12 protein-coding genes and 1 other annotated feature are annotated in these 15,399 nt (G+C 38.3%); of the genes, 10 read left to right on the top strand and 2 right to left on the bottom strand.

What is annotated here, in order from left to right; genetic code table 11:
• Positions 1 to 162: 162 nt before the first annotated feature.
• Positions 163 to 1,716, bottom strand: a complete 1,554-nt coding sequence (gene spoVB / locus ACFSBH_RS14150) for a stage V sporulation protein B (RefSeq protein ID WP_251517433.1) — start codon at positions 1,714 to 1,716, stop codon at positions 163 to 165.
• Between the two features lie 112 nt (positions 1,717 to 1,828).
• On the opposite strand from spoVB, the gene ACFSBH_RS14145 reads away from it, so the two are divergent.
• The 7 genes from ACFSBH_RS14145 (at position 1,829) to dtd (ending at position 10,496) form a co-directional block, all read left to right on the top strand.
• Entirely contained in the window at positions 1,829 to 2,113 is a 285-nt protein-coding gene (locus tag ACFSBH_RS14145; protein ID WP_379598170.1) for a post-transcriptional regulator, read from the top strand.
• 33 nt (positions 2,114 to 2,146) lie between these two features.
• Complete coding sequence (gene secDF, locus ACFSBH_RS14140) at positions 2,147 to 4,399, top strand: protein translocase subunit SecDF (protein ID WP_379598168.1); 2,253 nt, start codon at positions 2,147 to 2,149, stop codon at positions 4,397 to 4,399.
• 15 nt (positions 4,400 to 4,414) lie between these two features.
• A complete protein-coding gene (locus ACFSBH_RS14135; RefSeq protein WP_379598166.1) occupies positions 4,415 to 4,759 on the top strand; it encodes a LapA family protein in 345 nt (114 codons plus the stop codon).
• A gap of 51 nt (positions 4,760 to 4,810) precedes the next feature.
• Positions 4,811 to 7,126 carry a single-stranded-DNA-specific exonuclease RecJ gene (gene recJ, locus ACFSBH_RS14130; protein WP_379598164.1) on the top strand — a complete coding sequence of 772 codons (2,316 nt, stop codon included), beginning with the start codon at positions 4,811 to 4,813 and terminating at the stop codon, positions 7,124 to 7,126.
• Positions 7,113 to 7,628, top strand: coding sequence for an adenine phosphoribosyltransferase (locus ACFSBH_RS14125; protein ID WP_251517448.1), 516 nt, complete (start codon positions 7,113 to 7,115; stop codon positions 7,626 to 7,628). Before recJ ends, ACFSBH_RS14125 begins: the two co-directional genes overlap by 14 nt.
• Positions 7,629 to 7,821: 193 nt before the next feature.
• Entirely contained in the window at positions 7,822 to 10,026 is a 2,205-nt protein-coding gene (locus tag ACFSBH_RS14120; protein ID WP_379598162.1) for a RelA/SpoT family protein, read from the top strand.
• 23 nt (positions 10,027 to 10,049) lie between these two features.
• The gene (dtd, locus tag ACFSBH_RS14115; protein ID WP_251509942.1) at positions 10,050 to 10,496 is read left to right on the top strand and encodes a D-aminoacyl-tRNA deacylase; all 447 of its coding nucleotides are present in this window, start codon (positions 10,050 to 10,052) and stop codon (positions 10,494 to 10,496) included.
• A 53-nt stretch (positions 10,497 to 10,549) separates the two neighbouring features.
• Here the strand turns inward: dtd and ACFSBH_RS14110 are convergent, their stop codons facing one another.
• The gene (locus ACFSBH_RS14110) at positions 10,550 to 11,605 is read right to left on the bottom strand and encodes an N-acetylmuramoyl-L-alanine amidase (protein ID WP_251509945.1); all 1,056 of its coding nucleotides are present in this window, start codon (positions 11,603 to 11,605) and stop codon (positions 10,550 to 10,552) included.
• Positions 11,606 to 11,736: 131 nt separating this feature from the next.
• On the opposite strand from ACFSBH_RS14110, the gene ACFSBH_RS14105 reads away from it, so the two are divergent.
• The 3 genes from ACFSBH_RS14105 (at position 11,737) to aspS (ending at position 15,287) form a co-directional block, all read left to right on the top strand.
• The gene (locus ACFSBH_RS14105; RefSeq protein WP_379598159.1) at positions 11,737 to 11,877 is read left to right on the top strand and encodes a hypothetical protein; all 141 of its coding nucleotides are present in this window, start codon (positions 11,737 to 11,739) and stop codon (positions 11,875 to 11,877) included.
• A 52-nt stretch (positions 11,878 to 11,929) separates the two neighbouring features.
• Positions 11,930 to 12,146, top strand: a binding site (T-box leader).
• A 68-nt stretch (positions 12,147 to 12,214) separates the two neighbouring features.
• Positions 12,215 to 13,495 (top strand): histidine--tRNA ligase, encoded by a 1,281-nt coding sequence (gene hisS / locus ACFSBH_RS14100; RefSeq protein WP_251509949.1) that lies wholly within the window; start codon positions 12,215 to 12,217, stop codon positions 13,493 to 13,495.
• Position 13,496: 1 nt separating this feature from the next.
• Positions 13,497 to 15,287, top strand: coding sequence for an aspartate--tRNA ligase (aspS, locus tag ACFSBH_RS14095; RefSeq protein WP_379598157.1), 1,791 nt, complete (start codon positions 13,497 to 13,499; stop codon positions 15,285 to 15,287).
• The last annotated feature ends 112 nt before the right edge of the window (positions 15,288 to 15,399 follow it).

Raw genomic sequence — 15,399 nt, 5'->3', positions numbered from 1 at the left:
GTAAATATTACTGGGTTAGTTTAGTGCTGCCTTTTTTAAGATAATTGAACCTTGATAACTCAATAATCATTTATTTTACTCTTGACATATCACCGCAGGTCTTATGGTTTGTCCTTTTATATCATCCTATTCAGTACGGTGCTCTAATAGAATGACTATTTCCTATCGAATCCATTTTTGCAGAAAAGGAATTGCTCGTAACTCTTCCTTTGTTATAAAGCGGAGAAGGAATAGAAAAACAATATAAATAAATACAAGGATCAGATTTACGATAGCAAACATGATCAAACTGGAACCGGTAAACATATAAAACTCTTTTAAAACCCAGCCGACGAAAAATGTGATGAAAAAGAGACTGATCATTTTTGTGACGTCTTTCACGGGAATCTGATATTTTATTTTTTTGTTAAGGACACCTAAGTGAAGAAGCGTGACAAGTATGACTGAGGTGGACAAGGCTATTGCTACTCCGCTCATTCCGAATTCAGGATGCTGAGCCAACGCGAAAATAATCAAAAGTTTCATGAATGCGCCAATCAACGTATTCCACATAGATTCTTTTGCGAGGTCCAAGGCTTGCAGTGCAGCCTGTAACGGTGCTTGAATATAAAGTAAAATGTAAAACGGCGCCATAAGGACAAGTAAATAATTTGCACTGGAAGTTCCATACATAAACAACAGTATTTGTTTTGAAAATAGTAACAGTACTATCGTTGCGATTGCTCCAGAGGCATAAGAAATTCGTATCGCTTGATGAATACGGTAATGAATCATCGCTTGGTTATTTTTTGCACTTGCCTCTGAAATGGTTGGAATCAACGCAATGGCTAAAGAATGCGTAATAAATGTCGGAAGAAAGAGTAAAGGAATAACATAGCCTGTAAGTTCTCCGTATGATTTAGTTGCCATAGAGGTCGTCAATCCTGCAATGGCGAGTGATTGGGATACTAGAATTGGTTCAAGGAAATTAGAGATAGAACCAATCAACCTACTCCCTGTGCTTGGCAGCGCAATGGAAAATAGCCCCCTTATTGTATCTCTGCTCGATCTTATATAATGGAATATCCGATTACGCTTCTTGTTTGAATCTCTTCGTTTAAATTGGTATAGCATATACAATAAGGAAACAAATTCACCAATGATAACACTGAACATGGCACCAGCAGCCGCAAATTCTACACCGTACGGGAGTAAAAGCTTAATGAAAATATATACAAAGAATATACGGACAACTTGCTCTATCACTTGTGCGTAGCTTTGAGGCTTCATATTATGTTTGCCTTGGAAATAACCACGTAAGACAGAAGATATTGCTATAATAGGCACAATTGGGCTAATGGCAAGCAAAGGATAAACGGTTCGCTCATCGGTCAGTAAGGTTGAAGCAATAAATGGAGATCCGATGATCATTCCAATAGTAAGGATAATGCTTGTAATAGAGGTGATTAATAGAGATACGACCAGGATACTTCTAATTTTTTCACGGTCACCCACTGCATTTGCCTCAGCAACCCGTTTAGCTATCGCGACGGGGAGTCCAAGTTGAGTTAAAGTGATTACTAAAAACAGAGTCGGTAATGCCATCATATACAAACCGATACCTTCCTCACCAATCAATCGTGCTACTACAATCCGATTGACAAATCCAAGGAATCTTGTAATCATTCCTGCCAAAATTAGAATTAATGCCCCTTGTAAAAAAGTTTGCCTCGTCATTTTATCGTCCTGCCTTCTCAAAAAATAAAAATTCATATACAATGATATATATGCTCAGATGTTGGCCAGGCATGACAAGTTCCTATAATAAGTCCTGTAGGGAGGATGGATCATGAAAGAAATGGATAATGTGAAGAACTGGAAACAAATGGTTACCCCTTTTTTAAACAGCAAAGCGGAGGAGTTGCACTTGATGGGATATAACCAGGCGACAAAGGAAGATGTCTGGGGTTGTCTAGTCGAAAAAGTGTGGAAGGGTCATCCTGACAAACGGATTTATGAAGTGGTGGCAGACATCATGCACTTGAATTCATCCATCTATTTAAGTTATCTTACCGTTAAGTCATACGAGAATGATGATCTCAAGACTTCGATTGCTGCATTATTAAATACATAAAAACCCGAACAAATAAGGGAGGAACGTCTGATAATGAAAAAAAGAGGCAGACTCGTTGCCTTTTTTCTAATCGTGCTTTTATTTGGTGCATTGATTGGAGGAACGACAACTGAAGTTACAAAAAATATAAGTTTAGGTTTAGATTTGCAAGGTGGGTTTGAGGTTCTTTATGAAGTAGAGCCTATTGATGAAAACCAGGAAGTTACAAGAAAATTGATGGAAGGGACCGTTGAAACGTTAAACGATCGGGTTAATAGGCTCGGTATCAGTGAAGCAGTTATCAACATAGAAGGTGAAAATCGAATCCGTGTTCAGTTGGCAGGGGTTCAAGACCAACAGGAAGCAAGAGAAATGCTCGCGACCTCCGCTCAATTATCCTTCCGTGATGTAAATGATGAAGAATTACTAGACGGTTCGGATGTGAAGCCTGGCAGTGCGAAACAGGATTTTGATCCGACAACAGGAGCACCTATTGTTAGCCTACAGCTGAATGACGCATCAAAATTTGGAGAAGTCACGACTCAAATTGCGAATATGGGAGCTCCGGATAACTTGTTGGTCATATGGATGGACTTTCAAGAAGGAGACTCTTTTAAAGAAGAAGTATTGAAAGAGAACCCGAAATTTGTTTCTGCACCGAGTGTGAACGAACCATTACATACATCAAACGTTATGATCAGTGGCAACTTTACTGTTGAATCGGCTAAGGCGTTAGCCGACATCATCAATTCAGGTTCCTTGCCGGTGTATATGAATGAAATATTCTCGACTTCAGTGGGGGCCCAGTTTGGAGAGCAAGCACTCAATGATACAGTAATTGCGGGTATTATTGGTGTGGCGCTCGTTATTTTATTTTTACTGTTCGCCTATCGTTTCACAGGGTTAATAGCATCAATTAATATTGTAATCTACACATACCTGGTTTTAACCGTCTTTATGTTAATGAATGGGATACTCACTCTTCCGGGTATTGCTGCTCTTATTCTTGGTGTTGGTATGGCGGTAGATGCCAACGTCATCACTTTTGAGCGTTATAAAGAAGAGCTTCGGGCCGGGAAGTCGGTCAAAGCAGCATTTAAAGCTGGTGGAAATAACTCATTCCGTACAATTCTTGACGCGAATATTACAACACTGATTGCAGCGGTTACCTTATTCGTCTTTGGTACAAGCTCTGTAAAAGGGTTTGCGACAATGTTAATCATTAGTATTTTAATGAGTTTTCTTACTGCAGTATTTGGAACTAGATTACTTCTTGGATTCTGGGTACAAAGCGGTTATTTAAAGAATAAGAAAACATGGTTTGGGGTAAAAAATAAGGAAATCAGGGATATTGCCGCACCAGAAGAAGAACCGAAACTGTTTGGTAGAGAAGTCAATATCGTTCAGCATCGTAAAAAGTTTTTCTTGACTACTGGAATTATTATGATTCTAGGATTTGTATCGGTCATTATTTTCCAATTCAACCCAGGAATAGACTTTACGAGTGGTTCCAGAATTGAGATTGTTGCAGACGAAGCAATCGAGTTGGAAGATGTGGAGTCAACGTTTGATGAATTTGGTGTCCAAGCAAGTTCTCTAGTACTTTCAGGCGAGGATAACGACTTAGCAGTAGCCCGCTTTGATACAGTGCTATCAGAGACTCAAATAGCCGAGCTACAGAGAACTTTCACAGAGATGTATGGTTCAGAACCAGGTGTTAGTGTTGTTTCACCTATTGTGGGCGAAGAGCTGGTGAAGAATGCGATCTACGCTGTAGCTATTGCTTCAGTATTCATCGTTATTTACATCGCATTTCGGTTTGAACTCATTTTTGGGATTACAGCAATTATTGCACTTCTACACGACGTTGCGATTATGTTATTTATCTTCAGCATCACTCAACTGGAATTCGATATTACAATCGTATCGGCTATCTTAACGATTATTGGGTATTCTCTGAATAACACGATAGTTATTTTTGATAGGATACGGGAGAATATTCGTTATGAAAAACGGGTAACGTCCTTTAAAGTACTTGCAAACATTATTAATAAAAGTATTATCCAATCGTTTACACGTACAATGAATACAACAATTTCAACATTGATTGCGATACTCGCTTTTCTAGTACTTGGTACGTCGTCCATCTTTACATTTACACTGGCTTTAGTAATCGGGCTTGCAGCAGGAACATATTCTTCCCTGTTCCTTGCAGCACAAATATGGCTCGTGTGGCGTGGACGGAATCTAAAAGAAAAACCACTGGATTTCAGAAAGAAGAAACGCGTAGAAGGTCCACAAGTATAATTTGTTAAGGAGGAGATGGCAATAAAAGGTCAAGGCTATGTTATTTTAGCTATTGTGCTCACGATTCTAATTGCTTTATTCGCGGTGATTAATATTGAACCAGTGGAAGTCAATTATTTTTTCTGGAGCGCAACATCTCCTCTTATTCTTGTTATATTATTTTCAGTCCTTATGGGAGGCATCATTACAGCAGTTGCTGGAATGTTTAAAATCTATAATATGAAAAAACAAATAAACCAGTTAAAAAAACAGAATGGAACGTTACGAGATATGTTGATAAAAGAAGGTGTTCTAGCAGAAAAGATTCCAAGCCTGCCTAAAGGGAAAGATCCTAAAAGAGAATTAGAAAAATATAATTAAATTGCTACCCCTGACAGTCTTTTGTATAATAGATTGGTCAGGGGTGAATTTATGTTACATAGTAAAGCGAATTGGAAATCGTTACAAATAGATACTGATGCAGAATTGATTAAGGATATTCCATTAGAAATCTCTCCTGTCGTAGAAAAGTTATTACTGCAACGGGACATACACCTAGCATCAGAAGCGAAGAAGTTCTTATCCCCATCACTAGATGACTTGCACCATCCTGAAAATATACAGGGGATGGAAAAAGCGACTTTAAGAGTGAAAGAAGCAATTAATAAGAATGAAAAAATTCTAGTCTACGGAGATTATGACGCAGATGGTGTAACCTCCACTTCCGTATTAATTAAAGCGTTGGAAGAGTTAGGAGCTAATTGCTCTTATTACATACCTAACCGGTTTACGGAAGGATACGGACCGAATGAAACAGCATTTCGTTTAGCTTATACAAATGGATTTACACTAATAATAACTGTAGATAATGGAATTACAGCTGTTCATGAAGCTGAGATTGCAAAGCAGCTTGGAATAGACTTAATTATTACTGATCACCATGAGGCACAGGATGAGTTGCCAGATGCCTATGCCATTATTCATCCAGCACTTTCCATAGACTATCCTTTTAATGAGCTGGCAGGGGTAGGAGTGGCTTTTAAATTTGCCCAACATCTATTAGGTTATTTTCCTGAACACCTACTGGAATTAGTTGCCATCGGGACAATTGCTGACTTGGTACCGTTACGGGGAGAAAATCGAATACTAGTCTATCATGGTCTAAAAGCACTTACCTCGAGTAACACACCTGGTATCTTGGCATTGAAACAAATCTGTCAGTTGGAAGGCAGTGTTGCAGAAGAGGATGTCGGATTTAAGATTGGTCCAAGATTAAATGCAGTGGGAAGGCTGCAGGATGCAGGATTGGCAGTTGAGTTATTGCTTACTGAATTTCTCGAGGAAGCTAATGAACTAGCTGAGGAAATCAACCGTTTGAATCAAGAAAGACAGCGAATTGTTGAAAGTATTACAAAAGAAGCTGAAAAAATGGTTGATCCAGATTCTAATGGTGTTCTTATTGTGTATAATGAGAATTGGAATGAAGGGGTTCTGGGAATTGTTGCATCGAAGCTCGTTAGACGTTTCGACCGGCCAGCTATTGTCATGAATCTCAATCCTGAAACGAATGAACTTAAAGGATCTGCCCGTAGTATTCCGGCCTTTGATATGTTTAAGAATTGTATGAAGGTCCGTCATCTCTTCCTCAAGTTTGGAGGGCATGCGCAAGCAGCAGGGATGACAGTTGCAAAGGATAATATTGAAGAGTTACAAGCAGCTTTGAATAATTTCGTAGCGGAACAACTGACAGAAGAAGACTTTAAACAAGAAATTGTAATTAGTGGAACCGTAGAGGTTTCAGATATTAATGAGCATATTATTGATGAAATCAATAGGTTGGCGCCATATGGAATGGGAAACCCTAAGCCGATATTCAAAGTGAAAGAGATCCCTGCAGACAAAAGGCTAATAGGTAGTAAACGAAACCATCTAAAGCTTCAATTCCAAAAAGATGGAAATGTACTTGATGGAATCGGGTTTGGTATCGGAGAAGTATACCACAAAATTTCGCCAAATACTCCATTACAAGTGATTGGTGAATTAGGAATCAATGAATGGAATGGAAATCGAAAACCACAAATAATGATTCAAGATGTAAAAATTGATGAATGGCAACTATTCGATTATCGTGGAAAGCGAAATGTCGATTTGAGTTTCCTTGATAAAGAAAAGACGATTGCTGTTTCTCGCGAACCACTTTTGGACTCTAATATACAGCGCATTGATTATAATATAGATGTTATGAATTTAAATGAAGCTGATCATCTCGTATTAATTGATATGCCTACAGATCTAAATGATTTGATTGCTATAATAAAACAGATAAAACCAGTTAACATCTATGCTTGTTTTAAAGTTCATGAAAGTGCATATCTGAAAACTTTCCCTTCCAGGGAAGATTTTATCTGGCTATATGCTTTGATTCACAAAAGAAAGACAGTGGATATGAATCGGGAAGTTTCAGGGATTATGAAGGCAAAATCTTGGTCTAAGGAACATATACTATTTATGGTAGAAGTGTTCTCGGAACTTGAATTTATTTCAGTAGAACATGGAGTTCTCTCCATCAAGCCAAATCCCGATAAGAAAGATCTGGAAACATCCCGAATATATCAAGAACGTTTAAGAAAATTAGAAGTAGAACAGACTTTATATTATTCAAACTACGAACAATTCAAGAAATGGTTTGAAAGCCATATGGATTATTTGGTTAAGCCAAAGGAGGAAATAGTAAATGGATTATCATAAATTCATTGAGATAGTTGATGATTGGCCAAAAGAAGGAATCTCTTTCAAGGATATTACGCCGCTTATGGCGGATGGAGAAGCATTCCGCTCAGCAGTAGATGATATTGTAAACTTTGCTAAAGAAAAACAAATAGATGTTGTGGTAGGACCGGAAGCTAGAGGATTCATTATAGGTTGTCCTGTATCGTATTCTATGGGTGTAGGCTTTGTGCCTGTCCGGAAAAAAGGCAAGCTGCCACGTGAAGTTATTGAAGTGGATTACGGGCTGGAGTACGGAAAAAATGTATTGACGATCCATAAAGATGCCATTAAACCTGGACAACGTGTTCTAATAACAGATGATTTGCTTGCAACAGGCGGAACAATTGAAGCGACAATCAAATTAGTTGAAGAACTCGGGGGAGTAGTTGTAGGTTGTGCATTTCTGATCGAGCTAGGTTATCTGGACGGTATTAGTAAATTAGAAGGTTATGAAGTTTTATCTTTAATGAAATATGAATAAACAGTATAGGTCTGGCTTAGATAGTCAGACCTCTTCTAATATAGTCAAATAATGGCTTTCCTATTGTTTTCCAGTTTTTTATATAGACAGTTGGGAAATAAACGAATATAATTGAAGTTATTTAAAAGATTAATTTAAAAGATTTGCTACAGTACACAAAATTTAGAATTAGATTGTTGATAAAGGTGATTAAATGGCAAAAGATGAAATTATTACAATTGAACAGTTGATGTCGAGGGCAAGTGAATATTTATCCGAAGACGACCTTACCTTTATTAAACATGCATATGACTTTGCGGAAGAGTCTCATGAAGGTCAATTCAGGAAGTCAGGGGAGCCATATATAATCCATCCGGTTCAAGTAGCTTGGATTTTGGTTGATCTGCAGATGGATGCCGAAACGATTGCCGGAGGATTTCTGCATGACGTGGTCGAGGATACGGATACATCCATTGAGGAAATCAAGGAAAAGTTCAATATTGAAGTTGCTCTCCTTGTAGATGGTGTTACGAAACTTGGTAAAATTAAATATGAATCAAAAGAGGAACTTCAAGCGGAGAATCATCGGAAAATGTTTGTCGCAATGGCGAAAGATATCCGAGTCATTTTAATCAAGCTTGCCGATCGTCTGCACAATATGCGTACGTTAAAACACCTGCCACCACATAAACAACGTCAAAAAGCAAACGAGACAATTGAAATTTTTGCACCTCTAGCTCACAGGCTCGGTATCTCAACAATCAAGTGGGAATTGGAAGATACTGCACTACGTTATTTGAATCCCCAACAATATTATCGCATTGTACAGTTAATGAAACAGAAACGGGAGCAACGTGAAACATATATAGAAGAAGTCATTAAACAATTGACAGCCCAGCTGACCGAAGTAAATATTGAAGCGGAGATGTCGGGACGACCAAAGCATCTATACAGTATTTACCAAAAAATGATCAAACAAAATAAACAATTTAATGAAATATACGATTTATTAGCAGTGCGGATCATCGTAAATAGTATTAAAGATTGTTATGCAGTTTTAGGTATTATTCATACGAATTGGAAACCGATGCCAGGAAGATTTAAAGATTATATCGCTATGCCTAAACAGAATCTGTACCAATCCTTGCATACAACCGTGATTGGACCGAAAGGGGACCCGTTGGAAGTTCAAATTCGGACCAAGGAAATGCATGAAATTGCAGAGTATGGAATTGCAGCGCATTGGGCCTATAAAGAGGGGAAACAAGTTAAAAGCGGATCAAGAAAGTCATTCGAAGAAAAACTTTCCCTTTTTAAAGAAATATTGGATTGGCAAAATGAAACTCATGATGCTGAGGAATTTATCGAGTCGTTGAAAATAGATTTGTTCTCTGATATGGTCTATGTTTTTACCCCGAAAGGTGATGTCATTGAACTGCCATCCGGCTCTGTTCCCATCGATTTTGCATATAAAATTCATACAGAGATTGGTAATAAAACAATCGGTGCAAAAATTAATGGGAAAATGGAACCGCTCGATTATAAATTGAAAAACGGAGATATCATTGAAGTAATGACTTCAAAGCATTCTTATGGACCATCCCAAGATTGGTTAAAGATTGCAAAGACATCTCAAGCTAAAAGCAGGATTAAACAATTTTTTAAAAAACAGCGACGAGAAGAGAACATTAGTAAAGGAAAAGAAGCTGTTGAAAGAGAAATCCGGGCCATGAACATACAGCCTAAAGAGGTATTGACTCAAGAGAATTTGAAGCGTGTATGTGATAAATTCACTTTTACCAATGAGGAAGACCTCTATGCTGCGGTTGGTTATCAAGGGATTACAGCTGCCCTTGTTGCAACAAGGTTGACGGATAAGATAAGAAAAGAGAGAGAAGAGGAAGAGAATCTTAATAAGATTCTTTCTGAAGAAAATACCGAAAAAGCGAAAAAGAAAACAAATAAAAAGGATACCGGTGTTCGGGTAGAGGGTGTGGACAATTTACTTGTTCGTCTTGCCAAATGTTGCAGTCCAGTACCTGGTGATGAAATTAATGGGTATATCACAAAAGGGCGCGGAGTCTCTGTCCACCGAGCAGATTGTCCTAATTTGGATACAGATGAAGCGAAGGAAAGATATATTGAAGTGGAATGGGAAGACGATTTTACAGATTCCAAACATTATTACGTCGATCTGCAAATCTCTGGATATGACCGACAAGGTTTATTGAATGAAGTCTTGCAAGCCGTAAATGAAATGAAAACCAACATAACTCATGTAAATGGAAAAACGGATAAAAATAAAATGGCTGTTGTTCAGCTGACCATTCTTATTAGAAATACGAATCATCTTAGAAAAATTGTAGGCAGGCTAAAGAAGATTCCGGATATATTCTCTGTATCGCGAACAATCCAGTAGTACAGTAAGGAGAATTTATTGTCATGAAAGCAGTTATACAACGTGCAAAAGATGCTTCCGTTTCAGTCGACGGACAAATAATCGGCGCAATTGATCATGGTCTTGTCGTTTTATTAGGGGTCACCCATGAAGATACTGTGGAAGATGCAAAATATCTAGTGAACAAGATTATGCATTTACGTATTTTTGAAGATGAAAACGAAAAAATGAATCTTTCATTGAAGGACGTAGGAGGCAGTATTCTTTCCATTTCTCAATTCACTTTGTATGCTGATACGAGGAAAGGGAGAAGACCTAGCTTTATCCATGCAGCAAAACCTGAGGAAGCTAATCAACTATATGAAGCTTTCAATGCTGAATTGAGGAAAGAAAATATTCAAGTTGAAACAGGCGAATTTGGTGCCATGATGGATGTAAGCCTAACTAACGTCGGACCAGTAACAATTATTATTGATAGTAAAGATAAGTAAAAAGTATTTGAAAGTGTAAAAACCACAGGTAATATAATCCTGTGGTTTTTGTTTTACGGGTTTAGTGCAAAATATTTCTGTAGGCCATTGATAATACCCGTTACAATTTTCTTTTGATATCCTGTAGTTAGTAAAAGGGATTCGCTTTCTTCGTTGGAAAGAAAACCTAGTTCTAATAAAATGCCTGGCTTAAATGTTTGGCGAGTTACATGAAAGTCATCAAAAGTAACGCCACGATCTTTTTCATCAATTTCTTTTATTATTTCCTGATGAACAAATCCTGCTAACACTTCATATTGATCATGGTAATAGAATGTTTCTATACCAGTGACAGAGGGAACTTCTGGAAAGCTATTATAGTGAATACTTATAAACGCATCTGTTGCGAGAGCGTTTGCTAAAGTAGTTCTGCTTTCTAGGGGGATAAATTCATCTTCTTGACGAGTTAAAATCACTTCCGCTCCAAGAGCTGTCAATTCTTTCGCTAATTCGTGAGCGGTCAAGTATGTAATTTCTTTTTCATATGAACCGTTAACACCAATTGCTCCAACATCTCTACCACCATGCCCAGGATCAATGACGATTGTTTTATTCTGCATTTTATCATCATTTGTGTTAGTTGTTGCTTCAATATTATCACGTAAAACAAAACCTTTTATTTTGCCATCCGATATCTCCAGCCAGTTCTCGGTCTCAGACAGTACATCATATGTTTGGCCTTTTTCTGCAAAGGCAACGATGTCGAAGTCTATGGACGCACCTTCACGTAGGTGCATATCGTCATCCTGGATTGTAATTGTTGTTATAGTAGGTTTCTCTATTGGCTGTTCTGCTTCTTTATTGCTGGCACCATTCCCTTGAGAGGTAATAAATTCTTTGGTGATCCAGCCTTCCATGTCGTTAAATTTAATTTTAATCCACTCTTCATTTTCTTCTAAGATTTTATGCTTTTCTCCCTGATTAACTTGTCCAATTGGTTCGTATTCGGTTCCTGGACCGCTGCGGACATTGAGGTTATTTACATCTATAATTGCTTCGTTGGCTAGCACGGGTGATGTCACCAATAGTAGAAGCAAAATGCTAAGAATACTAACTTTTTTAAAAGACAATCCTGTTCCTCCAATCACTTGATTTCATTAATATACTATTGCCATTCTAAATTATAATAAAATATTACTATAATGGCAAAGCTATAGTCGGAGGGATGAAGATGAGAATAGGATATAAAGATATCTCGAGGATGTATTCAAGTTTATCAATGGAAGATAGAAACGGACTTTTAGCATTGGAGAATGACGATTTGTATTCGAAGGATATTACCGACCAAAGCAGAACAGCTATTGAAATAAAGATGAGTCAAAAAGAGAGGAATCGTTCTTGACAATTTTAGTGGAACAGCTTATGATAATAATCATTCAAATATGATACGAATATGAATACCGATGAAGGAAAAAGTAATTAGGAACTAGATAGAGAAGAGAGAGAGTGCCAGTGGCTGAGAGCATTTTCATATCATAGACTAATGAAAGACATTCCCGAGGATACATGTCGAACTAACAGTAGGCATGTACGTCTTGCAGGCGTTAACTGTGGAAAGTGGATGTTTAACATCAACTAGGGTGGCAACGCGGGTAAAATCTCGTCCCTTATTTTATAAGGGATGGGATTTTTTTATTTATCTAGAGTTTAATTATACATAGAGTAAAGGAGAGATTGTTTTGGCTATGAATGCACCACGTGGGACAGTAGATATCCTACCCAAAGATGTAAAGGCTTGGCAGTATGTCGAAGATCAAATAAAAGAGATTTGTAACAGATATCATTATAGTGAGATCCGAACACCTGTATTTGAACATACTGAGGTTTATCAGCGAGGAGTCGGGGATACAACGGATATCGTTCAAAAAGAGATGTACACCTTCGAAGACAGAGGTGGAAGGAGTCTAACGTTAAGACCTGAAGGAACAGCTGGGGTTGCCAGGGCGTATGTACAAAATAAACTTTATGGTGAAGCAAGTCAACCGGTAAAATTGTATTATTTCGCCGAGATGTTTCGTTACGAGCGACCTCAAAAAGGAAGAATGCGTCAGTTAAATCAGTTTGGAGTCGAAGTACTGGGAAGTGCCGACCCAGCGGTAGATGCTGAAGTAATCGATCTAGCGATGACAGTTTATCGCTCTTTAGGATTAACTTCCTTAAAACTCATCATTAATTCACTTGGTGATAAAGAAAGCAGAGCGGATCACAGGCAAGCTTTGATAGATCACTTTACACCACATAAGGAAGAATTGTGTGCTGATTGTCAGGTGAGATTAGAGCAAAATCCGCTTCGGGTGCTAGATTGTAAAAAAGATAGGGAACACCCTGCGATGTCATCATCTCCATCTATCCTTGATTATTTGAATGATGAATCAAAAATATATTTTGAGGATGTAAAAGCTTATTTGGATTCTATGGGGATCGAGTATGTAGTGGATCCAACATTAGTTCGAGGATTAGATTATTATAACCACACAGCATTTGAAATCATGAGTGACGCGGAAGGTTTCGGTGCTATTACTACACTTGCTGGTGGTGGCAGATATAATGGCATGGTTGAGGAGTTTGGTGGACCTAGTACCCCGGCAATCGGATTCGGAATGGGATTAGAGCGTTTATTAATGGCGCTTGATGCTGAAGGAATTGAGATACCGGATGATGATGAACTGGATTGCTATGTTGTCGCTGTCGGTAAAGAGCCGGAACAAGCTGCAGTTCGTCTTGTACATGAGCTTCGTACAAATGGCATTCAAGTTGATAAGGATTATCAACAACGAAAAATGAAAGCTCAATTAAAAGCAGCTGATCGTTATCGGGCAAAGTATGTTCTAATACTAGGTGAAGATGAGCTTAGTCAAGGTACAGTCACTGTAAAAGAAATGGCTACAGGAGAGCAGAAGGTTCTGCCCAAAGAAGAACTTTTGGAAACTTTACATGGGAAATTGACAGGAGGTAAATGATATGGTGACTGCTAGAGTTTATTCTGGGACAATTAATGAAGAACATATCAATCAAGAAATTGTTCTAAAAGGATGGGTACAAAAACGTCGTGATTTAGGTGGACTTATTTTTATCGATTTACGCGACCGTAGTGGGATTGTTCAGGTTGTATTCAACCCAGACGCTTCCAGTGAAGCGATTAAAATTGCAGATACAATCCGTTCTGAATATGTTGTGGAAGTTAGAGGGAAGGTGGTGGCTCGTGATGAGTCCACGGTAAATCCTTTAATGAAGACGGGCAAAGTCGAAGTCATCGCTTCTGAAATTAAAGTGTTAAATAAATCCAAAAACCCACCATTCATGATTCAGGATGAAACAGATGTAGCAGAAGATTTAAGATTAAAATATCGTTACTTGGATTTAAGACGTCCTACTTTACAACAAACCATTAAATTACGTCATCAGACGACACAAGCGATTCGAGAGTTTTTAAATGAGCAAGACTTTATAGAAATGGAAACTCCGATCTTGACCAAGAGCACACCGGAGGGGGCCCGTGATTATTTAGTGCCTAGCCGGGTGCATTCTGGAGAGTTTTATGCACTGCCACAATCACCACAATTGTTTAAACAGTTGATTATGGTGAGTGGTTTTGAAAAATATTATCAAATCGCCCGCTGTTTCCGTGATGAGGACTTACGTGCTGATCGCCAGCCGGAATTTACACAGGTCGACATTGAAACATCATTTCTGACAAGCGATGAAATTATGGATATGACGGAACAAATGATGAAACATGTCATGAAGGAAGTAAAAGATATCGATATTGAACTACCACTACCGAGAATGTCATATGATGAAGCAATGAATCGATATGGTTCTGATAAACCTGACACGAGATTCGGGATGGAATTGATCGACGCTTCACCTGTTTTCAAGGACTCTGATTTTAAAGTATTTAAAGGTGCAATTGAGGCCGGTGGAAGTGTCAGATTGCTCAACGTCAAGGGAGAAGCTGCTAATTATTCCCGTAAAGATATTGATAAACTTACAGAGTATGTGAATGTGTATGGTGCCAAAGGACTTGCATGGTTGAAATCAGAAGGATCGGATTTGAAAGGACCAATCGCAAAATTCCTATCCGATGATGAAAAGCAGCAGCTCGTTGAGTTGGCAGACGTTACAGATGGTGATCTCATCCTATTTGTAGCTGATAAAAATCGAGTGGTATTCGACAGCTTGGGAGCATTACGATTGAAGCTTGGTAAAGAATTGAACTTAATTGACCAATCCATTTTCAATTTCCTATGGGTGACAGATTGGCCATTGTTGGAATACGATGAGGAACTAAACCGATACTTTGCAGCACATCATCCGTTTACATCACCTGTAGAAGAAGATGTAGAGAAATTATTAACAGAACCTGAAAATGTCCGCGCTAATGCGTATGATCTTGTTTTAAATGGTTACGAACTAGGTGGAGGTTCCATTCGGATATATCAGAAAGAACTGCAAGACAAAATGTTTAAGGTACTAGGCTTCTCTGAAGAAGAGGCTCATGACCAATTTGGCTTCCTGTTGGAAGCACTGGAATATGGGGCACCTCCTCATGGAGGAATTGCACTAGGACTTGACCGGATCATTATGTTGTTGGCTGGGCGCTCCAACCTTCGTGATACAATCCTATTTCCGAAGACTGCATCTGCCTCGGATTTACTTACACAAGCACCGAGTCAAGTATCAAACGAGCAGCTGGAAGAGTTATCTTTACACTTGAATAGAAAAGCAGAAAAAGTGAATATAAACGAATAAAATAATTGAGGCTGGGACAAAACCCCAGTAAATAGAAAATAGCTTCGCGCTTTTTGCGCGAAGCTATTTTCTATTTATCATAATTTTAGTAAACAAAAAGGACACCTTTTGA

This window comes from Oceanobacillus luteolus (assembly GCF_042678205.1).
Classification (GTDB): domain Bacteria; phylum Bacillota; class Bacilli; order Bacillales; family Amphibacillaceae; genus Oceanobacillus; species Oceanobacillus luteolus.
Note: the sequence above shows the minus strand (reverse complement) of the source record. Positions and strands in the feature narration are given on the sequence as shown.